This window comes from Paenibacillus sp. GCM10028914, from assembly GCF_042666275.1.
GTDB lineage: Bacteria > Bacillota > Bacilli > Paenibacillales > Paenibacillaceae > Paenibacillus_AQ.
Map to the genome: position 1 here is coordinate 107,794 of NZ_JBHTFO010000004.1, position 22,411 is coordinate 130,204.

General features: G+C 43.8%; 19 protein-coding genes and 1 riboswitch. Of the genes, 14 read left to right on the top strand and 5 right to left on the bottom strand.

The genetic code is table 11. The annotated features are described in order from the left end of the window. Positions 1 to 119: 119 nt before the first annotated feature. On the top strand, positions 120 to 446 hold the full coding sequence (locus tag ACFQV5_RS03135; protein ID WP_379243564.1) for a thioredoxin family protein: 327 nt from the start codon (positions 120 to 122) through the stop codon (positions 444 to 446). Between the two features lie 154 nt (positions 447 to 600). Continuing rightward, positions 601 to 1,278 carry a CPBP family intramembrane glutamic endopeptidase gene (locus ACFQV5_RS03140; RefSeq protein WP_379243566.1) on the top strand — a complete coding sequence of 226 codons (678 nt, stop codon included), beginning with the start codon at positions 601 to 603 and terminating at the stop codon, positions 1,276 to 1,278. Positions 1,279 to 1,333: 55 nt separating this feature from the next. Here ACFQV5_RS03140 and ACFQV5_RS03145 read toward each other — a convergent pair whose 3' ends face one another. Together ACFQV5_RS03145 and ACFQV5_RS03150 are read right to left on the bottom strand one after the other, a co-directional pair. Then, positions 1,334 to 2,968, bottom strand: a complete 1,635-nt coding sequence (locus ACFQV5_RS03145) for an MDR family MFS transporter (protein WP_379243568.1) — start codon at positions 2,966 to 2,968, stop codon at positions 1,334 to 1,336. Positions 2,969 to 2,985: 17 nt separating this feature from the next. Beyond that, positions 2,986 to 3,414: a MarR family winged helix-turn-helix transcriptional regulator gene (locus ACFQV5_RS03150; protein ID WP_379243570.1), complete on the bottom strand. Its 429-nt coding sequence runs from the start codon at positions 3,412 to 3,414 to the stop codon at positions 2,986 to 2,988. A 249-nt stretch (positions 3,415 to 3,663) separates the two neighbouring features. On the opposite strand from ACFQV5_RS03150, the gene ACFQV5_RS03155 reads away from it, so the two are divergent. From ACFQV5_RS03155 to ACFQV5_RS03185, 7 genes are all read left to right on the top strand, one after another. After that, a complete protein-coding gene (locus tag ACFQV5_RS03155) occupies positions 3,664 to 5,904 on the top strand; it encodes a helix-turn-helix domain-containing protein (protein ID WP_379243572.1) in 2,241 nt (746 codons plus the stop codon). A 325-nt stretch (positions 5,905 to 6,229) separates the two neighbouring features. Further along, on the top strand, positions 6,230 to 7,114 hold the full coding sequence (locus ACFQV5_RS03160; RefSeq protein WP_379243948.1) for an ABC transporter permease: 885 nt from the start codon (positions 6,230 to 6,232) through the stop codon (positions 7,112 to 7,114). A gap of 6 nt (positions 7,115 to 7,120) precedes the next feature. Further along, entirely contained in the window at positions 7,121 to 8,020 is a 900-nt protein-coding gene (locus tag ACFQV5_RS03165; RefSeq protein WP_379243574.1) for a carbohydrate ABC transporter permease, read from the top strand. 115 nt (positions 8,021 to 8,135) lie between these two features. Continuing rightward, a complete protein-coding gene (locus tag ACFQV5_RS03170; protein WP_379243950.1) occupies positions 8,136 to 9,743 on the top strand; it encodes an ABC transporter substrate-binding protein in 1,608 nt (535 codons plus the stop codon). Between the two features lie 37 nt (positions 9,744 to 9,780). Further along, the gene (locus ACFQV5_RS03175) at positions 9,781 to 11,196 is read left to right on the top strand and encodes an alpha-L-fucosidase (RefSeq protein WP_379243576.1); all 1,416 of its coding nucleotides are present in this window, start codon (positions 9,781 to 9,783) and stop codon (positions 11,194 to 11,196) included. A 308-nt stretch (positions 11,197 to 11,504) separates the two neighbouring features. Continuing rightward, a riboswitch (FMN riboswitch) is annotated at positions 11,505 to 11,662 on the top strand. 128 nt (positions 11,663 to 11,790) lie between these two features. Then, positions 11,791 to 12,768 carry a DMT family transporter gene (locus ACFQV5_RS03180; RefSeq protein WP_379243578.1) on the top strand — a complete coding sequence of 326 codons (978 nt, stop codon included), beginning with the start codon at positions 11,791 to 11,793 and terminating at the stop codon, positions 12,766 to 12,768. 187 nt (positions 12,769 to 12,955) lie between these two features. Continuing rightward, positions 12,956 to 14,152, top strand: a complete 1,197-nt coding sequence (locus ACFQV5_RS03185; RefSeq protein WP_379243580.1) for a GGDEF domain-containing protein — start codon at positions 12,956 to 12,958, stop codon at positions 14,150 to 14,152. A 139-nt stretch (positions 14,153 to 14,291) separates the two neighbouring features. Here the strand turns inward: ACFQV5_RS03185 and ACFQV5_RS03190 are convergent, their stop codons facing one another. Further along, positions 14,292 to 14,579: a hypothetical protein gene (locus tag ACFQV5_RS03190; protein ID WP_379243582.1), complete on the bottom strand. Its 288-nt coding sequence runs from the start codon at positions 14,577 to 14,579 to the stop codon at positions 14,292 to 14,294. A gap of 115 nt (positions 14,580 to 14,694) precedes the next feature. After that, positions 14,695 to 15,249, bottom strand: a complete 555-nt coding sequence (locus ACFQV5_RS03195) for a YobA family protein (RefSeq protein WP_379243584.1) — start codon at positions 15,247 to 15,249, stop codon at positions 14,695 to 14,697. A gap of 229 nt (positions 15,250 to 15,478) precedes the next feature. On the opposite strand from ACFQV5_RS03195, the gene ACFQV5_RS03200 reads away from it, so the two are divergent. The 5 genes from ACFQV5_RS03200 (at position 15,479) to ACFQV5_RS03220 (ending at position 22,007) form a co-directional block, all read left to right on the top strand. Next, positions 15,479 to 16,837, top strand: a complete 1,359-nt coding sequence (locus ACFQV5_RS03200; RefSeq protein WP_379243586.1) for an FAD-dependent oxidoreductase — start codon at positions 15,479 to 15,481, stop codon at positions 16,835 to 16,837. Between the two features lie 36 nt (positions 16,838 to 16,873). Further along, a complete protein-coding gene (locus tag ACFQV5_RS03205; RefSeq protein WP_379243588.1) occupies positions 16,874 to 18,166 on the top strand; it encodes a citrate transporter in 1,293 nt (430 codons plus the stop codon). A gap of 69 nt (positions 18,167 to 18,235) precedes the next feature. Next, the gene (locus ACFQV5_RS03210; protein ID WP_379243590.1) at positions 18,236 to 20,386 is read left to right on the top strand and encodes a hydantoinase/oxoprolinase family protein; all 2,151 of its coding nucleotides are present in this window, start codon (positions 18,236 to 18,238) and stop codon (positions 20,384 to 20,386) included. A 19-nt stretch (positions 20,387 to 20,405) separates the two neighbouring features. Then, positions 20,406 to 21,071, top strand: coding sequence for a hypothetical protein (locus ACFQV5_RS03215; RefSeq protein WP_379243592.1), 666 nt, complete (start codon positions 20,406 to 20,408; stop codon positions 21,069 to 21,071). Between the two features lie 75 nt (positions 21,072 to 21,146). Next, a complete protein-coding gene (locus ACFQV5_RS03220; RefSeq protein WP_379243594.1) occupies positions 21,147 to 22,007 on the top strand; it encodes a MurR/RpiR family transcriptional regulator in 861 nt (286 codons plus the stop codon). Positions 22,008 to 22,086: 79 nt separating this feature from the next. On the opposite strand, the gene ACFQV5_RS03225 is transcribed toward ACFQV5_RS03220, so the two are convergent. Continuing rightward, positions 22,087 to 22,383, bottom strand: coding sequence for a hypothetical protein (locus ACFQV5_RS03225; RefSeq protein ID WP_379243596.1), 297 nt, complete (start codon positions 22,381 to 22,383; stop codon positions 22,087 to 22,089). Positions 22,384 to 22,411: the final 28 nt, after the last annotated feature.

A 22,411-nucleotide genomic window follows, 5' to 3' on the forward strand; every position in this document is an offset into this window, starting at 1 on the left:
TCTTATAAACGGCTAGAATAGCAGGTAGACGGCTTAGATTGTGATCAAGGTCATTGCTATAATTTGAATCTTGAATTTCTAAGGAACCACTAAGACACCTGGACAAGGGGAGAGGTAAAATGGAACGCATTCAAACAGAGAAACAATATGAAGATCTGATTAATCGTGACGGACTAACCGTCATTAAATACGACGCTACTTGGTGTCCGGATTGCAAAACGCTAGATAAATTCCTGCCGGATATTATGGCTAAGCATCCAGATAAAGAATTTTATGCACTGGATGTAGAACAACTCGAGGAGATTACAAGCAAGAATGAAGTTCGCGGTATTCCCAGCCTGTTGGTTTATAAAAATGGTGAGAAATTGGCTCATCTTCACAGTAAATTTGCCAAGACACCGAGTCAGATTTCGGAGTATCTAGAAACGCTCGAATCGAAGAAATAATGAATGCATTGAGGGACCGGGTTTCTTTTATCTCTTAGATAAAAAAACTCCGGTCCCTTTGTTATTTATTCTCTGCCCTCGACATTTAAGGAAACCTGCTTTACTGTATAGAGACTGCGAAGAAACTTAGTTTACAGTAGAGGAAGGAAGAGCTATGACAACAAGAAAGAACATAACCTCCATGATAGCCATGATTGTTTTCGGTTGTATCGCGATGGCTTATGTGGATGCGGTAATCATGCCGGATTATGCGGTGAAATCGATGATCAAGTTCGTTCTATTTTTAACTTTACCGCTCGTTTATTGCCTCATTAATAGAGAGGTATCGTTCCGATCCTTATTTAAGCTTGAGAAAAAAGGGCTTATCTTCTCCATACTGCTCGGAGTTGGCGTATATGTTTTGATTATGGGGAGTTATATGTTAATCGGTCCAATGCTTGACCTGTCTCAAGTGACGGAATCATTACAGAATAACATTGGAGTAAATGCGGATAACTTCTTATACGTCGCCATATATATTTCCATCGTCAATTCATTGCTTGAAGAATTTTTCTTTCGTGGCTTTGCATTTTTATCGCTGAAGAAGCTGACTGGACGTAAGTTTGCCTACATATTCAGTGCCGGTGCGTTTGCGGTGTACCATATCGCGATGATGACGAGCTGGTTTACAGTCCCTTTATTTCTTCTGTTAATTACAAGTTTGTTTATCGCAGGTTTATTGTTTAACTGGCTAAATGAAAGAAACGGGAATATTTATGCTTCGTGGATGGTACATATGTTTGCTAATTTAGCAATCAATACGATCGGATTCATTTTATTTGGATTGATATAAGAAAAGAGCGCTCTGCAAGGAATTCCTTGCTAGAACGCTCTTTTTTGCTACGAGATTATTTTGAAAGTGAACGAGCCTCCGAATGAATAGCGGCTGTTTGCTGAGCCATACCTTTTGCAGAACGTAGGGGAATTTCTTTAAGAAATAGTGCAGTTACTACGGCCAAGCAAGCGACTATGGCACCAGCTAAAAAAGTCGTTGTGATGGCGTAACTCAATGCTTCTCGAATCATATCCAGCATTTGTGTAAATACGGTTTGTAACTCTGGTGACAAGCTGTTCAATGCCGCTTCAATCTTGGGTTGATCCAGAAGATTTTGCGGATTACTAAAGAGAGACAGTTTCTCAGCTAATTCAGGGTTTGATGCTGCGACATTCGAATTATCTCCAGTGTTACCAGATAATTGGGTCATTTTCTTCGTAATATTTGCACTCATCAAGCTACCCATGACCGCGATGCCTATCGTACCTCCAAGATTTCGGAACAACTGCGAGGTTGCGGTTGCCACCCCTATTTGCTGAGGAGAGACGGCGTTTTGAACGGTAAGGGAGAAGACGGGCATGGCTACTCCGATTCCGAGACCTAGAAGGATCATATAGATAATGAGGACATAGATGGGAGTAGAAGGAACCATGAAATACATCAAGGCCATTGAGATGGCCATGACCGTTAATCCGATAATAGCCATCTTTTTATATTTGCCTGTCTTGGACATCATCTGTCCGGCAAAAGAGGTTGTAATCAGCATAGCAATCGACATCGGCATAGCCACATAGCCTGCCATTGTTGGAGAAATCCCTTTAACACCTTGAACAAAGAATGGTACATAAATGATGGCGCCCATCATGGCGGCGTTTAAGAAAAAGCCAACCAGGTTAGAAACCGTAAACACACTGTTTTTAAACAAGGCAAGAGGAAGTACAGGACTTTTTACTTTGAATTGAATCCTTACAAAGATGATTAATGAAAGGATGGTCGCCGCGAACAATCCAATGATTTGCCATGAACCCCAAGCATATTGTTTAGGTCCGTCACCAGCCAACGAAAAGGCGAGCAACATAGGAACAATCGTGAGTGTTAAGAATAGTGATCCCCAGTAATCCACGGATTCACCTTGCCGCTTCGGAACCTTCGGGAAGTTGATCAGAATTAATATAAAGGCAATGATACCGAGGGGGAGGAAGATCCAGAATACCCACCGCCAATCAAGGTGATCGACGATATACCCACCCATTAAAGGACCAGCTACGCTGGACAGTCCGAAGACAGCACTCATGACTCCGGTCCATTTCGCACGTTCCCTAGGCTCGTAGAGATCTCCTATCGCGGTGAACACCGTGGACATAATAATACCCGCCCCTGCACCTTGGATCGCACGATAGCTAATTAATTCGAATATATCTGATGAAAAACCGGATAAGATCGCACCAATCATAAATAATCCGATACCGGACAGGATGAATGGTTTTCGCCCATAAATATCGGAGAGTTTACCTACAAGTACGGACGCAACAGTAGAAGTTAGCAGGTAGATCGTAATGGCCCATGAATAATAGTCCATACCGCCTAAATTTGCGATAATACGAGGCATAGCAATGCCGATGATGGTCTGGTTTATTGCGGCAAAAAATAAAGATGTAATGATCGCGATCATAATTGTCATTTTTCGTTTGTCAGATAAATGTACCATTAACGTCCCACCTCTTTCTATTTATCTATATTCAGTAAGACCTGTTGATAAATCCGAATTAAATGATTGATATCCTCTTCCGATATACCAGTAAAGAAATCCTCCATAATACTCTTGGTCTCAATTCTGAATTGTTTCAATACTTCTCGTCCTTGATCTGTTATTTCCAGATATACGATTCTGCGATCATGGAGATCTCTGTTTCTTATGGCATAACCACTGGAAATCAATTTATCTGAGAGACTTGTTATTGCTCCAGGCGTAACGTTCATCTGAGCCGCGAGTGTGGATGCTTTTTGAGGGCCAGAAAGTTCTAGTTTCCATAAGATCGTCGCTTGTGATCCCGAAACCAGACTGTCCATACGCTTATGCCATTCGGCCGATACTTTGCGCTGGAATTCCAAGTATAGTTCTTCAAACTCGGTTAAGTTACTCCGGGTTGGCATTTCTTCACCTCCTGATTCATTCAAAATTTAGTATAGCTTTTAAAATATTTACCCACTAAAATAAATATGAGTATAAAGCTTTTGTCTTCTTAAAGTCAATTACTTTCCAAATGTGTACATTTTAGCTGTGATCGTACTATAATAACCAAAGAATAAGTTTTTTGATTCTGTGGTTTTATTTTTGAATACGTTTACATTTCGTTTGATTGGACACTAGCATCTTGTACAGTACATTACACAGGAGGGAATATGAAGAGAAAATCGTGGTTTTATAGACAGCTATTATCTTATATGCCTGCCTTTTTTATCGTCGTTTCATTTATTTTCTTCGTGTTCTTTCAAATGCTCAGCGATCAGAGTCGAAAAGAAGCGACGAAAGCGAATGAGACCTTGCTGCTTCAAGCGATAACCTCTATGGATTCCTCTATGAAGACAATTGAACAGATGCTCTTGAGTGACATGCTAAACAATCCGGAACTTTCGGTTTTCTTTAACGATGGGAAACAGAGTGATTATTATTTAAACATCAAAGTGGTTCAATTTATGAAGAACTTCAAGATTTCCTATCCCTTGGTGGATTCCATGTATCTTGTAAGGATGAATGATCAATTCATTCTTAGTAACTCAACGAATGCTAATTTGCTGGATTACCCTGATTACAAGTTTATTAATCGTTATTTGACTGAATCATTCTATGAGACGAAATGGACAGGTGTTCGTAATTTTCAGGAGTTTTCCTTTAAGGAACCGGAACAGGTTATTTCACTTGTGCTGAAAGCTCCTTATATACGGAGTGGTGATGGGTTCGTTATCGTTAACATCAAGGTCGATTCCCTGAATGCGATGATCGAGAGTATGTACAGTCAAGATGTTAGTTATATTGATATTTTGGATGGTGAAGGTAAGTCCATTCTTCCTGAGGATCACTTGAATCCCACACATAAAAAACTCATCTCCTCAGCTACCTCTCCGCTAACGGGCTGGAACTTTGAGAGTGGTCTCATTCATGGCGGGTGGGTGAATATAGTCGATCAATTGTTTAACATCTGGTTTATCATAGGTCTGTTGATGACAGGCGCAGGCGTAGGGTGGATTGTCTTTGTTGCCAGGAGGAATTACCGCCCTATCGAACAAATTGTGTCCCAAATTCAGAAGTTTTCTCAGGATAAGACGAATGTATTGTTACAGGAAAAGCGGCAGGATGAGTTTACCTTTATCCAATCTGCACTGAACAATATGCTTGAGCAGTCGAATTCTTATCAGCAGCAGTACCGCGAGGATTTGCTATTGAGAAAAACCTATTTATTTCAGCAGCTTCTAGACGGCCAGTACCCTTCGAACTTAGCACAGTGGGAGACGCAGCGCGAGACGATTTCATTAAACGATTTAAGTCAACCTCAAACCGTATGTGTTATTGAAATCGATAAATTTAATCAGTTTGTTAGTCAGTATACACAGCAGGATCAATACTTAATGAAGTTTGCCCTCAGAAGTGTTATTCAGGAAACAGCTCAGAAGCATGAAACGACGATATGGGCTGAGTGGATTTCCAGCTCGAAGCTTGGACTGCTTGTACAAATAACAGAATTACACCAGGCCGAAGAAGAGCTTATGAATGTGCTGGAGTATTCACGAATATGGGTGGAGGAACATTTAAAGCTGACGATTACGGTAGGTGTTGGACGAACAGTGGAGGCATTTACCTCTATCCCTGAATCGTATAGTGAGGCGATGCAAATGCTTAAGTATAAAATGATTATGGGGGAGAATACCATCATTTTTTATACTGCGATCAAAGCGGTGGAGCAAGGAAAGTCCTTTGACTTTTTCCAACAGATCCAAGCGATGGCGCAGTCCTTCCGGTTAGTTAGAGATGATTGGAGGATGCAGTATAAGCGTATTCTGAAAAATATAGAACAGGACATGTTAAATCAAGATCATATCATCAGCCTAGCTGACTACATGATTTATTCCCTTGGACGGGAAATGAATATGATGGCTAAGGAGTTTCAGGAGTACTGGAAGCTTAAGGGGGAACCAGCCTTGAGTGAAGCTTTAATAAACGCAGACACACTAGAACAATTGGAGAGTCAAGTCGAACAGGTGCTTGAACAAATTTTCGAGAATCTCTTGTTATTGCAAGAGAATCGAAATCACTCCGAAATTATTCGCAGTGTTCGCGCCTATATGGAGAAGGAATCCTCGAATCCGAATTTATCTCTGGATTATCTAAGCGAACAGTTTCAGATGAATCCCAAATCGTTGAGCAAGTTATTTAAAGAAGAGACCGGACAGAAGTTCGTCGATTATCTAATTGAGCTTCGTATGAACCATGCAAGGCATCTACTCGAAGATACGCACCGTTCCATTCAGGAAATTGCCGAAGAGGTTGGTTACACGAATGCGATATCATTTGGTCGTATGTTCAAGAAAGTGGTAAGCATGTCTCCAGGTGAGTACCGGGATCAGACAAGCAAGAAGAATGCCTAGCATGATTGATAACGCCTCTGGTGTCTATTAGACGCTGGGGGCGTTTCTACTTAGCCGATTACTTAGCAATTACGGAATTTAGTTGGTCCGAAGAAAAAGGTTTATCGCGGCAAAGAGGCTTGAGAATGCCCGTTTATAAGGTTTTTGCGGAAAATAGTTGTGACGAGATTCTTGTTTATTGCTGCATGCACGCCCTCCTGTTTAACATGAGATTAACTGAAAGGCAAAGGAGAGTGGCTTGATGGCTAGTATAAGCAGTAAACCTGTTCCAAGGCGGGAACCCCTTGTGCATCCGAACAGAACGGGTAGGCATGCACTGCAACAAATGAAGAGACACTGGCAGTTTTATTTACTTGTTGCTTTACCGCTTCTCTACATTATTATTTTTAAATACGTCCCGATGTTCGGTGTTGTGATTGCATTTAAGGACTATAACCTTGTAGAGGGAATCTTGGGAAGCCCGTGGGCAGGATTCAAGTATTTTCAACAGTTGTTAGATGCGCCTTACTTCTGGGATTATTTAAGGAACACATTACTGATCTCATTATATGGGCTGCTGGTCGGATTTCCTGCCCCGATTATATTGGCACTTGCCTTGAATGAAATTCGAAACGGTGTATTCAAAAAATCGGTTCAGATGGTTACCTATGCACCATACTTCATATCAACCGTTATTATTGTGTCGATCCTCATCGTGAACCTGTCACCGAATGTAGGGCTCCTTAGTAACATTTACAGAGCATTAGGTCTTGAGCCGATCGATTTCCTCGGAAAGTCGGAGCTTTTTAAGTCCATCTATGTATGGTCAGATGTGTGGCAGAACATGGGCTATGGAGCGATCATCTACATTGCTGCGTTATCCGGTGTAAACCCTGAATTGTACGAGGCAGCTAAGGTAGACGGCGCGACCCGGTTCCAGAAGATCTTTAATATTGATATCCCAAGCTTGATTCCGGTAATTGTGATTATGCTGATTCTAAGTCTTGGACAGATCATGAGCCTTGGATTTGAGAAGATATACCTGATGCAAAATCCACTTAATCAAAATACATCGGAGGTCATTTCTACCTATGTATATAAAGTCGGTTTGCTTGGTGCGAACTTCAGCTTCTCAACAGCGATCGGATTGTTTAACTCCGTGATTAATTTTACGCTGCTCATTATCGTGAATTTCGTAGCGAAAAAAATATCTTCCAATAGCTTGTGGTAGGAGGCGATGACCTTGGGTGGTACCAGTATTAAAGAATCAGTGACAGATCGTATATTTATTGGATTTGTGTATTTATTTCTGGCATTAGTCTTCATTGTTATTTTGTTTCCGCTGTTACATATTGTGAGCGCTTCCTTCAGCTCACCCGCTGCGGTTACGTCTGGTAGAGTTTGGTTATGGCCTGTTGACTTTACGCTCATTGGCTACAAGGCTGTATTTCAGAATTCGGATATATGGATTGGATTTGGCAACTCTCTTTTTTACACGGTATTTGGTACGCTGTTGAATGTTTCATTCACTATTATGATGGCATATCCTCTTGCACGAAAAACATTTTATGGTCGTAACATTATGATGCTGCTTCTTGTCTTCACGATGTTTTTTGATGGAGGATTGATTCCCAATTACCTGCTTGTAAAGTCGCTCGGTATTTTGGATACAAGATGGGCTATGATTCTCCCGGGAGCCTTTGCAGTCTTTCAGGTTATTATAGCGAGAACGTTCTTTCAGTCGCTTCCTGATGAGCTTCATGAAGCTGCGCAAATCGATGGCTGTAGTGATATGAAGTTCTTCCTTCAGATGGTTATTCCATTATCCAAGCCGATTATAGCCGTATTGTTCCTGATGTATGCGGTCGGTCACTGGAATGCTTACTTTAACGCATTGATTTATTTGAAGGACAGTCACATGTTCCCGCTACAGATTTTCCTGCGGAATCTCCTTATTCTGAATTCTGAAAATTCCGATATGTACAAGGATGTTAACAATGTTTTGATGCAACAAGGACTCAAGGACTTATTGAAATATTCATTGATTGTTGTATCCAGCGCTCCTGTTTTGATCATTTACCCGTTTGTTCAGAAACACTTTGTTAAAGGGGTTATGATCGGATCTTTGAAAGGATAAGGAGTTCACCTGTAAGGGAGGTGATGATCAGCAATCGGTTTATGAATAAATCCATATCGAGAAGTATTTAAATAAAAGGGAGGCTGTTCAAGTGAAAAGAAATTTGCTCAAAGTAATGAGTCTGATGTTGGTCCTTACCATGGTTTTATCAGCGTGTGGTTCAAAAGGTGAAGAGAGTAATTCCGCAAATACTCCGCAAGATCCAAATAAACCGGTTGAACTCAGTGTGTTTGCTCCACAAACGGTCGGTATTGAAAATTTGGATGTCAATAAGTTTTCGAAGCACTTAGAAGAAACGCTTAACATTAAATTCAACTGGAGTACTTCCCCGGAAGCTGCTTTTAATGACAAGAAGTTATTATTGTTAGCGAGCGGAGATTACCCGGCAGTTATTCTTGGTGCGGGAATGTCGAAGGCGGATCAGGTGAAGTATGGCCAGCAAGGTGCCTTTATTCCACTGAATGATTTGATCGAACAGTATGCGCCGAATATTAAGAAAGCGATGGAAGATGTGTCCTATTTGAAAGCGGGAATGGTTGCTCCGGATGGTAATATCTACGCGCTTCCGAAAATCAATGAATGTTTGCACTGTACATATTATCAAAGATTGTGGATTAATACAGAGTGGCTTGAAGCGCTGGACTTGGATATGCCGACAACAACGGAAGAATTTTATCAAGTTATGAAGGCTTTTAAGGAGAAAGACCCGAATGGTAATGGCAAGGCAGATGAGATTCCATTCACGACCTCCAATAATGACTGGGGTGGCGGTGTAGAGACCTTCCTAATGAACGCTTTTATTTATAATGATGGAACCGGTTTAATGATTAAAGATGGACAGGTAATCTTCGCTCCTACACAGCCAGAATGGAAAGAAGGCGTGAAGTATTTACATAAGCTATTCCAGGAAGGGTTAATGGATAAAGCTGCATTTACACAAAACGTTGATGCTGTTAAACAACTGGCCAACAAGCCTGATGTGGTTGTAGGTAGCGTAGGTACTGCGAATATTGGAGGCGTGTTTGAAGTTAATGATGATAACAACACACGTCATAAAGCTTACGATGTTGTTCCACCACTTAAGGGACCAGAAGGTGTTCAATTAGCAGGATATACCGTAGGTGCTGGTGCAGGACAGTTTGTAATTACGAATAAAGCAACGAAGGAAGAACAGATTGCAGCAATTCGTCTGGCAGATTACCTCTTCTCCGAAGAAGGAACGGTTCATACAACATGGGGCTTTGAAGGAGAAGGTTATAAAAAAGCAGACAGCGGTCAGCTCGACTATAATGGTGATCCTGCGAAGTATGATGTCGTTACGAAAGATCAGTCGTCTAGTGGACAAACACAACTGGCAAATACGTGGTGGCAATTAGGGACAATGCAGATGCTTAACTCGATCCGTGAATCGTTCGCAGCTCCGGCAGATCCACTTGGTAAAGGTGCGATTGATTACCGTTTGTGGCTAGCTGCGAAAAAGTATGAGCCATTTGCGAAACCGGAAATCGTATATCCTACCGATGTATTTATCGATCCAGCGGATGCGTTAATCGTTACACAAATGTCGAAGACAATAACGGATTATGTGGACTCGAATCTCGCACAATTTGTAACGGGTAACAAGGATATTGAGAAGGATTGGGAGAACTATGTAAATGGATTCAAAGGGATGCAGTTGGATGCTTATCTTGCGGCTTACCAGAAAGCACTGGCTAAAGAATAACCATGTTCTTCAAACTTAGAGCTACGGAGGAAACGAGATGGACGATCTGATTAAGTACGCTGCCAAGGTGAAGCCTTCAGAACGACAGGTAGCTGTGCAGGAAATGGAGTTTTACTCTTTTATTCACTTTACGATCAATACGTACACGGATAAAGAATGGGGCCATGGCGATGAAGACCCGGCTATCTTTAATCCTGTAGAATTTGATGCTGACCAGTGGGTAGAAGCATGCCGTGACGCGGGCATGAAGGGACTGATCCTTACTTGTAAACATCACGATGGATTTTGCTTATGGCCGAGTCAGTACACGGATCATTCGGTGAAGAGCAGCCCTTGGAAAGATGGTCAAGGGGACATCGTGAAAGAAGTAGCTGATGCCTGCCGCAAAGGCGGAATTAAATTCGGTGTATATTTGTCCCCATGGGATCGTCATGAGCAGACTTACGGGGATTCCCCGAAGTACAATGCATACTTTCTGAATCAATTAAGAGAGTTGCTAACGAATTACGGAGATATATTTTGTGTATGGTTCGATGGTGCTTGCGGCGAGGGTCCGAATGGCAAGCGACAAGAGTATGATTGGGACGCGTACTATGATCTGATTCGGGAACTGCAACCGAATGCGGTTATTAATGTGTGTGGACCGGATATCCGTTGGTGTGGGAACGAAGCAGGTGTTTGCCGGGAATCGGAATGGAGTGTTGTACCCGTTTCCCTTCGCTCAAATGAGCAAATTCAGGAGAAATCCCAGCAGGTGGATGACGGCGAATTCGCTAAGCGTTACGACTCAACCGACCGTGACCTTGGAAGCCGTGAGATTATTAGCAAGGAACGAGATCTGGTCTGGTATCCTGCGGAAGTCAATACATCGATTCGCCCAGGCTGGTTCTATCATGCTTCGGAAGATGACAAGGTTAAATCACTGGAAGAGCTGCTTCAAGTGTATTACGGTTCCGTCGGCGGAAATGCAACCTTTCTGCTGAACTTACCGCCGGATAAGCGCGGCCTTATTCATGAGAATGACCGAGCTCGTCTGCGTGAACTGGGTGAAGCAATTCGGAACACGTTCAGAACGAATCTGGCCGAGGGAGCTTCCGCTCAGGCATCAGAGTCTATGAGTGGGCATGATGCTAACCTCATCTTGGATGGGAATCCTGATACCTACTGGTGCCCTGAAGAGGGGACGGAGCAGGCAACAATTGAAGTTGATCTCCAGGAAGAGAAAGAGTTTAACCATATTGTCCTGCAGGAGAACCGATATAGCCAGCGGATCGAGAAGTTTGAGCTGGAAGTTCAGCAGGATGGTGAATGGAAGCCGCTCTGGAGCGGAACGGTTGTTGGCTACAAGCGTATATGCCGGTTCGACAATGTGACTTCACGATATATTCGCCTTAAGATTACCGAATCCAGATGGTGTCCGACAATTTCAAACTTTGGAGTTTATCGTGGTTAGTTATAACAGTTAAGAAGTACAGAGGGGAGTCCCAACAGATCTAGGATCTTACGGGACCCCCTTATTTATGTGGGAAATTTCATAATAAAAAATTAGGGGTGGAAACTAAACTATATTTGCTATATAATTCTCAGTAGGGTTAGTTTTCGAAAATTAACATGATTTTCTGTAAGTATGTTGTATTTACATGAAACTATTCGTGTTATAATTTAATTGTGATTTTTTTATCAGCGTATTATATTAATTTTTAGTATTATAAGTTCAGGTTATTCAATGCATTACGAAATAAAAATCTAAAATAAATGAATATGGATCTTCGGGGTAAGGTGAAATTCCTGACCGGCGGTGATGGTTCATTCGTATGAATGAGCTTCAGCCCGCGACTCGCTGCTGTGAAATTTAAGGCAGTGACTGACTTGGTGTAATTCCAAGGCCGACGGTAAAGTCCGGATGGGAGAAGATCAAACATAGGTTTGCTGTGGAATTTTACTTCTACAGTAGGCTTATTTGGTCAGCCCCCGTATTAGTCGACACTGTCGATTACGGGGGCTTTCTGCTGGTAAGACTCCGTATTCAAGGACAGGAGACAGCAACATGGAAAACATCAACACAGGTATGAAAGTACAGTCAAAACGTACGGCTAAGGAAAACAGTAATCCGAAATATGGTTTTTGGTTAGTTGTATTGGGGGCGGCCCTCTGGGGGGTAGATCCTCTATTCCGGGTCATGCTTCTGAAAAATATGACATCATCCCAAATCGTACTTCTTGAGCACGTGATTATCGCGCTCGTGGCGATTCCGGTACTATGGAGAAATCGTCAAGAATTGAAGAGGGTTGGCTGGAAACAGGTTGGAGCGTTACTCTTTATATCTTGGGGTGGCTCTGCAATTGCAACCATATTGTTCACGATGGGTCTCTCAAGCGGGAATCTGAATGCTGTACTGCTTCTGCAAAAGCTTCAGCCCCTGTTCGCAATTATTCTGGCAGCCTTATTGCTTAAAGAAAAGCTCCCGCGTCACTTCGGTATTCTTATGGTTATTGCTTTAGCGGGAACGTACCTGCTTACATTCGGTATGACATTTCCGATTGGACACTGGAGTGATTTTATTCAGGTAGGAAGTCTATTATCTCTCGGAGCGGCTGCTCTATGGGGCGGATCTACGGTTATGGGGCGCTTGATGGTTGGTCAAATGAAGGTAGAGACGGTTACCTCACTGCGCTTTGTATTGGCCCTTCCGCTGCTTGCGTTAATTACTTTGAATGAAGGCGCCGGATGGAATTTGCCTGAGTTCGGAACTGCTGCATTTGCCGGGGTATCCCTGAATCTGATCGGACAGGCGCTTTTGCCGGGTCTACTCAGTCTGCTGGTTTATTATAAAGGTCTTACTACGACCAAAGCTTCTGTAGCTACGCTTGCGGAACTAAGCTTTCCGACAGCTGGGGTGTTGATTAACTGGGTTGTGTTTAAAGAAATCGTAACCGCTGAACAAATTCTCGGGTTTCTGATGATATGGATCGTCTTGTTTATTATCTCCAGACAGTCAGATTCTGTAGCCAAAGCTGGCGAGTGAAGTAAGTAAAAAGCTTATCAGTGGATCGTTAAAATATAAAATTTTTTAAGTGGTTGCCAAGGAAACTTGGCAACTTTTTTTTGTATGATTCAACCAAATATTTAGATATTTCTGTAAAAAAGAGGATTTTCCTGATTTAGGTCGAAATAAGTCGAAATAAAGAATCTTAAGATGGTGAGAATAAAAAATGAATTTCGATCTGGATATGCAAACGGCTTTTGTATTTTTGGTTGTAGGGCATCTATTCACGATTATTCTGATTACGGCATATCGGCATGGACAGAACAAGGATCGTGCGGTTAATGCATTTTACGGAGCAAAATGGATGCAGGCATTCGGCTGGGGACTGGCTATGTTTCGGGGAGGAATCCCCGATATATTCACGGTTTCTATGGCAAATACAGCTTTATTTATGGGGGCTGCACTTGAAGCAATCGCTCTGTTAAGGGCAATGGATGCTTTTCATCGTAAAACGCTGCGACTGTATATTGTATTAACGTCTCTTTGTATTCTGTTATTCCATCTCATCATTATGGTAGCGAACACCGAAACGAACAGAATTGTATTGGGTTCTTGCGGGATGGGACTGATGCTTGTATTACCTGTTATTCGTATGTTGATTAGAAAGAACGGCTCCATGTTGATGCGAGTAATAGGATGGATGTACTGTCTGATCGCTGTAGGCGCAATGATTCGCGCGATGATCTCACCACTTGTAACGGTAACCTTTTTTGAGCCTAGTATTTATCAGGCCATGTCCTTTTTGTCGCTATTCCTGCTGATGTTTGTGGGCAATACAGGCTTTGTTCTGTTGTCTAAAGAGAAGAGTGATCGGGAGCTCCATAAGCTTGCAAGCTACGATGATCTGACGGGGATCTGGAATCGTCGGAAGTTTATTCTAGAGGCTAAGAAGTCGATAGAGGACTGTCAAAAACAAGGTTATCCCGTTTCCTTCTTACTTATGGACATCGATCAATTCAAGATGATTAACGACACCTATGGTCATGATACAGGAGATATGGTGCTGCGAGAATATGCTTGTAAGGTGAAGAGCGTGCTTCAAGATAGCGATCTGCTAGGAAGGTATGGGGGAGATGAGTTCGCAGTGTTACTCCCTGGAGCAGATGAGAGACAGTCGGGGGAGATGGCTGAGTCCATTCGCCGTACGGTGGAGCAGAGTTATGGCAAGTTGCCTATCTCGTATACGCTTAGTATTGGTGTTGTAACCGTGACGGCAGAACAACTATTGCCACTAGATAAGCTCTACAAGCTAAGTGATGGAGCTTTGTATAAAGCGAAGCAGGAGGGACGGAATCGGGTATCCCGCTGTAAGGTGGATATTGATCCTGCAGAGCAGTTACCGGGAAGTGTGAAGGTGGTATAGAATCCGCTCGGTGACAAGCGGATTTCCTGTCCGCAAGATGAGAATAGTTGATCAAGATTTAACCTCGTAACATATTGGACAGGCAAAGGGGCAGATCCAGGCTAATTAACCTAGTGCTGCCCCTTTTTTATTTACATCGTTATTCAATCAGTATGATATCATCAGGCGTGACTTCATATCGATAGATCGTCTCCATCTTTGGTCCTTCTCCATTCACTGGTTCACAGTTTTGTATGACCTTAAAGATGTAGCCCGATTCAGTCTGCTCAGTTTCTGTGATTGTATTGAACGACTGAAGACTATTGCCGCATGGCGGGATGAGCTCCAGCATATCAGCTTCCGCTGTCTCCCGGGTAAATTCTTTCTCTGAAGTACATCCACTTAGGATGATGGAAGCCAGAATTATAAAGCCTATGAATCGCTTCATCGCTATCTCCTATCTTCTAGAATAAATTTAGTGGTTTCTCTCTTTATTGCATGGCCTAAATTTAATTTTGAATCATAGGATGAATGGAGTGCATTACGATGACAACCTAGGTACTTTATTTATCATCGATCTGAATATCCGTAACTTCATCTCCTCGTTTAATACTAACCATCCATTTATCCGACGCTTCATCATACTTTACAGCTTTAATGACAGGAACAGCAGGGTTATCTTCTGCAGGTTCTGCTAAAGCTTGGCGTATCGCTTCCGCCTCATCTATATTGGCCTGATCTGGTTTTGGAGCAGGTACAACACGTAATTTTTCTGCGGTCGATTGACCCGGATATGACTGCTTAACTAAATTAAACCAGACTTGAACCTTCTGACCAACAGCAACGTTCTTCTGACCATAGGAGAACCAGATCGCGTTATAGAATTCAGGTTTTCCGCCTGAAGCACTGTAATTCTTCGGAACACTGTCAACCACGAGGATTTCTCCATCCTGTTGATCTACGACATAACCTTCCATTCCTGGCGCTGAATCCTTATTACTATGCTCGTTAACGTCTTTAACGTCCGTCCCTGATCCCGAATTAGAGGTGCTGGAACTGCATCCAAATAGAGATAAGCTGATGAATAAACTGAGTACAGTAAGTAATACAGATCGCATGTTAGACCTCCCTCACAATGAAATGAACTTATAATTTAAGACGTTTTCTTATTTCATAATGTTGCTATTTCCTAAAATTTAGGACGTTTAGTTAATGGTAAATCATTTTCGGTATTTTCGGATATTTAGAAAAATATTTTCCTGAAAGCATTTACATTGTTATTTTGCTTTGGTAATCTAAGGATAAGAAATCACAAAAATATGATGACCCAGAGGAGTGAAGACGCAGATGGAGGGTATGCCGAAGTATGACGTTATCGTAATGGGTGGAGGTATTTCCGGAGCGATGGCTGCCGTGGCGGCAGCAAGTTCTGGAGCAAGAACACTAATAGTAGAATCTCACGGATTTTTGGGAGGGACACTTACCGCAAACGGTGTGGGTCCGATGATGACCTTTCACGCCGGTGAGAAGCTTGCGATTCAGGGATTTACAGATCAACTCATTGAACGGTTAAAGAAATTGGGGAAATCGCCGGGACATATTTTTGACACCGTCGGTTTTACATATTCAGTAACACCGTTTGATGCGGAAGCGATGAAACATGAGCTTGAGCTCATGGTAACCGAAAGCGGTGGAGAGATTTTATATCACACGATGCTGGCAGGCGTGAAGACAGAGAATGGCCGAATCGTGAGCATCACGGTGTGCAACAAGTCAGGGCTCAGCGAAATTGAAGGATCCGTATTTATTGATGGTACGGGTGATGGTGATTTGTCCGTTGGAGCCGGAGCAGAGTTTACGAAGGGAAGGGAATCGGATGGGGCCATGCAGCCGATGACCTTGAAGATGAAAATGTATAACGTGGACATCCCGAAGGTTAAGCAATATATTCATGCGCATCCGGAAGACTTCCCTTTATACAACGGTGATACGTCCATTATCGAGAAGTCATCTCGGCTCTCAGTTGGAGGATTCGACAGTCTGTTCAAGGAAGCAAAGGCCAAGGGCGAGATTTCGATCCCGCGTGAGAACATTCTGTTCTTCGAGACGAACAACCCGGGTGAAGTCATCATGAACACAACTCGGATTTTGGGGCACGATGCAACAGATGCGATGAGTTTGAGCCGCGCAGAGATGGTAGGGCGGAAACAGTGCCGTGAACTGGAGTTATTTGTGAGGAAATATATCCCTGGCTTCGAGAACGCAGTCGTGGAATCAACAGGTCCGAGCATTGGTGTCCGGGGTTCCCGGCAGATCAAAGGCGTGTATACGCTCACGGCAGAGGATTTATTGGAACAGCGTATGTTCGAGGATGCGATTGCCCATTCAGGCTATCCGATTGATATCCATAGTCCGGATGGAGAGGGAACGAAGCATCAGAAGCTGGAATGGGGCGGTATGTACAGCATTCCATACTCCTGCATGATTACCGATTCGGTTCGTAACCTCATCGTTATTGGTCGCTGCATATCAGCCACGTTTGAGGCGCAGGCGGCGATGCGGACGACACCGACAACAGGTGCTATCGGCCATGCCGGAGGGGTTGCAGCAGCGCTGGCTGCGAAAGAAGAGATCGACGTTCAAGATGTAAACATCAAGGAAGTACAGCAGATTCTTAAAGAGCAAGGCGCCTATTTGGAAGTGTAAAACGTAGTAGTAACCATTTTGAGAGGGGAAATTAAAGTGACAACTTTAATGTGGTTTCAAGCCATCGGCATTTTACTCGTCTTCCTAATCTTTGTCGGATTAATGATGACCCGGAAGCTTCCGACGATTCTGGCATTGCCATTAATGGCTATAATCTTCGCGGTTATTGCTGGCGTGCCTTGGATGTCCAGTGATCCTGAAACAGCGACGATCGCCAAGACCATTCTATCAGCCGGCTCTATGAGATTGTCAGGCGCCATCGCCGGTCTCGTGTTCGGTGCTTGGTTCGGACAAATACTAAACAAAGTTGGAATCACGAAATCGATTATACGAAAAGCCGCTGAACTCGCTGGTGACAAACCTGTGCTGATCGCGATCCTGTTCTTTGTTACAGCATCGATTATTTTCTCCGCAGCTGGCGGACTTGGTATGGTAATCCTCGTAGGTACGATTGTCATTCCGATCATGCTAACTGCAGGGATTTCTCAATTCGTGGCTTCGATCGTAGTGCTCTCATCGGTTGGTGTAGGTGCACTCTTCAACGTTTCAAACTGGGCTGTATATGTGGACGTTCTCGGTCTCTCAGTTGCGGAGATTGCTGATTACACACTGGTTGCGGCACTTCCGTTGATTGCTCTATCGCTTGCCATGATTGTTTTTTATATCAAAAAAGACGGCAAAGGTCGTAAAGCATGGGCAATGCCTAATGCTACAGGTGGAGAAGGAAAGAAAGTTCCCACTATTGCACTCATTAGTCCTCTTGTTCCGGTTATTCTCGTATTTGCATTTAAACTTGATATCGTACCGGCTGTTGTAATCGGTGCCCTGGTAACGATTCTGCTTACCCTTCCGAAACGCCCGGTTCATGTACTCTCCAGTGCTCTGGTTGAAGGGATCCAAGACATCGCTGGAGCGATGGCGCTCATGATTGGTATCGGTATTCTCTTGAATTCTGTTATGGCGCCACAGGTTTCATCTCTAATCTCGCCGCTGATTGAAGCGGTTCTGCCAACGAATCCATTGATGTACATTATCTTCTTTACGTTGTTATCACCGCTTGCGATTTACCGCGGACCACTGAACGTATGGGGCCTTGGAAGTGGTATCGCTGCATTGTTCGTAACGGCGGGGATGACTCCGGTGGCTGCGATGCTGGCGCTGCGCGTTGTAAGTAATGTGCAGGCTGTATCCGATCCGACGAACTCTCATAACGTCTGGGTTGCTGATTTTACGAAAAGTGACATTAACGAGATTTTGAAAAAGACACTACCTTGGATGATGGTTTCTGTACTAATTTCAATGCTGATCGGAGCCTTTATGGTCTTTTAATCCGGCAGCTGAACTCGGGCGGGAGATGGTATACCCATACTTGATCCCGCCTGTTACTTCAGGAGGAGAATGATGGAGAGAAGAAAAGTAAGGGTAGGGATTGATGTCGGGGGGACGTTTACGGACGCGGCTGTTATTGATAATGAAACATATGAAGTCATAGAGAAGATGAAGATTCCGACCACTCATCATGATGAAGATGGCGTGGCGAAGGGGATCGTACAAATTCTGAACAAAATTTTGGCAAGCCGGGGGATTCTGCCGGATGATGTTACCTTTATTGCTCACGGAACCACACAGGCTACGAATGCACTCCTCGAAGGGGATGTGGCGGCGGTTGGAATTATCGGTATGGGATCGGGAATTGATGGCCTAAGCGCACGCTCCGAATCCAATCCCGGCGATATTGAACTCGCACCTGGTAAGTATTTAAAGACGTTTCATACGTATCTGGACTCCAAGGATTTAAAGGACGAGCAGATCGAGGCGGTTATTGATGACCTTGTGAAGCAAGGCGCGGAGGTTATTGTAGCTTCGGAAGCCTACAGTGTTGATGATCCGACGAACGAGCTTAGAATCGTGGAGATAGCGAACAGAAAAGGTATTTATGCAACTGGTGGGCATGAGATTTCACAGCTATATGGTTTAAAGACGCGGACTAGAACGGCTGTTGTTAATGCTTCGCTCATCCCGAAAATGATGGAGACAGCCAATTTGACGGAGAAGTCCGTCAAGAATGCGAACATCAAGTCCCAGCTCATGATTATGCGCTGTGATGGCGGGGTTATGAGTATCGATGAAGTGCGTAAACGGCCGATTTTGACGATGTTGTCCGGATTGGCGGCAGGTGTGGCAGGGGCCCTGATGTATGAGAAGATCTCGGACGGTATTTTCTTCGAGGTTGGAGGTACAAGTGTCGATATTTCCGTCATTAAGAATGGTAAGGTTATGATCAAGAATGCACAGGTGGGTGGACACCGAACATACCTCCAGTCATTGGATGTACGTACACTTGGAATTGCTGGCGGGAGCATGATCAAAGTGTCCGGCGGCAAGATTACGGATGTCGGCCCGCGGAGCGCGCATATTGCAGGTAAGGCTTATGAGGCATTCGCCAAGACGGAAAGTATTGTGAACCCTAAAGTGAAGTTTGTAAGTCCAAGGCAAGGTGATCCGGCGGAATACGTTATTCTTGAGACTGAGAATGGCGAGGAGTATTCCTATACTTTGGCTGGAGCAGCGAACATTCTTGGGTATATTCCGGAAGGTGATTACGCTCAAGGAAATAAGGAAGCGGCTGTCAAGGCATGGGAAGCACTTGCGGCTTATGTCGGCTTAAGTGTAGAAGAGGCTGCGAGAGCAGTTATGAATATCGCGATTGACAAGACGATGAAGACAGTCAATGAAATGATTGAGGATTATGAACTGGATCGCTCCTTCGTCACCTTGGTCGGCGGCGGCGGAAGTGGCGCTGTGCTGGTTCCAGCGATGGCAGAACGTGAGAATCTGAAGAGCAAGATTGCGAACAATGCACCTTATGTATCGACGATTGGTGTTGCTTTGGCAATGGTGAAGGAACAAATGGAACGGACGGTTGTGAATCCGACAGAAGAGGATATCAAGCGAATTCGTTCTGAAATCGTTGAGCGCATCGTGAAGTCCGGTGCTAGTGAAGAGACGGTTGAGGTTACGATAGAAATCGACAGTCAGAAAAATATATTGCGGGCTGTAGCTACCGGCTCTACCGAGCTTCGCTCAAAGGATCTCGGACAAGTAGCGATGTCTGATCAAGAGATGGCTGTCATTGCTGCCAAATCAGTGGATCAGCCGCTGGAAACAACGAAGCTTTCTGCGAGAAGCGGACGCTGGAGCCTATTTGCTAGTGAGCATGTGAAGAAGGCCTTCTTCGGTCTCATTAAGAAAAAGTCGAATAGCGTAAGTGTTCTGGACCGAGAAGGTGTTGTACGCTTCAAGAAAGCGAACGTTCATTATACGAAGCTGACCAAAGCCCAGCATGGGGGACTGCTCAGCGAGTTTTTGGATGACAATACGATTTACTCCGATGCGAATGCAACCATTCCGAAAGTATTTGTATTTTATAAAGAGAAAATGCTTGATCTAACAGGCATGCAGACGAAAGAACAGCTGATGTCGATCTTAGAGATTGAAACGGAAATGCTACGCGGAGAAGATGAAATGATTGTTGTTGCATATCAGTAAGAAGGAGTGAAGACGAACCATGATGACGACTCGTGAAGGAATACAGTCTTTACCCGATGAGACTATGGCTTGTGCAGAGCTGGAGCAGGACCCACTATTTCATAGAATACCTCCGGAACAGATTCCGTACTATGTAAGCACATCACTTGCTAGAGGCCGGGAAGCCGCTGCCCCTTATATCGGAAGGAATATTCGGGAACTGTGCGAAGAGGCTGGTCTGCATTATGAAATCACGAGTCAGTCCGGGACGTTTCACAAGGTACAATTTCGCGCGCAGATTGATTTTGCCAAGAAACCACCGGAAATTATCGTTTACTCTGAATCTTTAGCGGGTATGAAGCACTCTTATCAAGAGGTGGTAGGAGATGATCCGGAGGGGATGGAGCTGGGCCGCTTAATTGATATCCATCTGGCGCATGAGTTCTATCATTACTTGGAATATAAGTCTGGAAGATTTACGAATGAAGAGTTGGAGCCAATTGAAGTGTTCAAGCTTGGAAAATGGCTCGCGAAACGTTCGAGTGTGGTGAAGACAAGTGAGATTGCAGCCCATGCCTTCTGTAAGGAGCTTATGGGGCTACCTTGCCTGCCGAATGTGCTCGATTATGTCTATTTGATGCAGAATAAGACGCTTTCCGAGACCCAATTCGCAGCACAGGTAAATCGCTGGAATTCATGGATATAGCGCTTTATTAATACCTTACTCGGTGTGATATAATGGGTTGTGCTAGTGTCCATTGGTAGATCAGGAGGAGGTATCATGTCTTCACAGGTTCCCGCTGTTATTGCAAAAATCGTATCGCAAACACAGAAGTTAACATATGGGGAAAATCAAATTGCTAACTTTGTCATCCATAACCCCGAATTTATTACACGGAACACCATTACAGCTATTGCCAACGAGATTGGTGTGTCCGAGACAAGCATTAACCGTTTTTGTAAAAAGGTGGGGTTTAAAGGGTTTAACGATTTTAAGATCGCTTTTGCCCAGGATGCGTTCTATCGTGATATGCAGGCGAAGAAGAAAGAGAGACGGGAGATCAATGCGATAGATGCTCTCGCGCTGGACTATAATGAGTTGATCGTCAATACCTCTGCTCTGATTACGGAAGAACAGTTGCATGAGGTGGTTAATCTGCTGAAGGGAGCGAGAAGGATATTTCTGATCGGCTTGTTCGATTCCTTCTTGGCGGCGATTGCTTTGAAGAACCGGCTGGCGATCATCGGCATTATGTCTGAAGCGATTAGCGACAGTCGGGCGATGAAGATTGCGGCGTCCCAGTGCAATTCGGAGGATGTCATGATTGCCTTCTCACGCTCAGGCTCCACAAAAGAAATTGTCGATGCTATATCCATTGCCCAGGTTAACCAGGCCAAGACAATCGCGATCACTTGTTACGATTCATCTCCCATTACGGAGAATGCCGTTGTCGGTATGATCGTACCTGACAAAATCTCGGTCAGTAACAGCGCTCTGATGTCCAACCATATTACGTTCTTATTTGTGGTGGATCTGATTATGAATGTCTTCATTTCCTCTGACAAAAAGTATCTAAAGAAGAAGTTGGATAGTGAAGCAATACTGGCAAGCGACCGATCGATTACGAATTATTTTATTTAAATGAAGACAGACGCTCCTTCTTAGGCATTATGAATGCTTAAGAAGGAGCGTCTGTTTTTTAGCAGGATATCTTCTCCTACTATAAAATGATATCCCGTATCCAAGCATAATCTCCAGGCTCAATTAATGCTTCGATCCAAAGACCGCTCAGAATAATCGCAATTCCCCATACCGCATGAACACGCTTCTTACTTAACTTGGTTAATTCGAAGGCAAGAACAAGCAAGCCTAAGATCAGCGGAAAAGCTAACTGCTGGAGCCAAATGTTCGGAGTCATCATATTGGCCCACTCTGAGACAAGTATGGAGAGACCAATGGCCAAGATAAACATTGGGATTCTAAGCTCTACATGCGTCCAAGTTTTTTTGGTGGGCATGTTAACCACTCCTCTTTTTCTTCAAGTT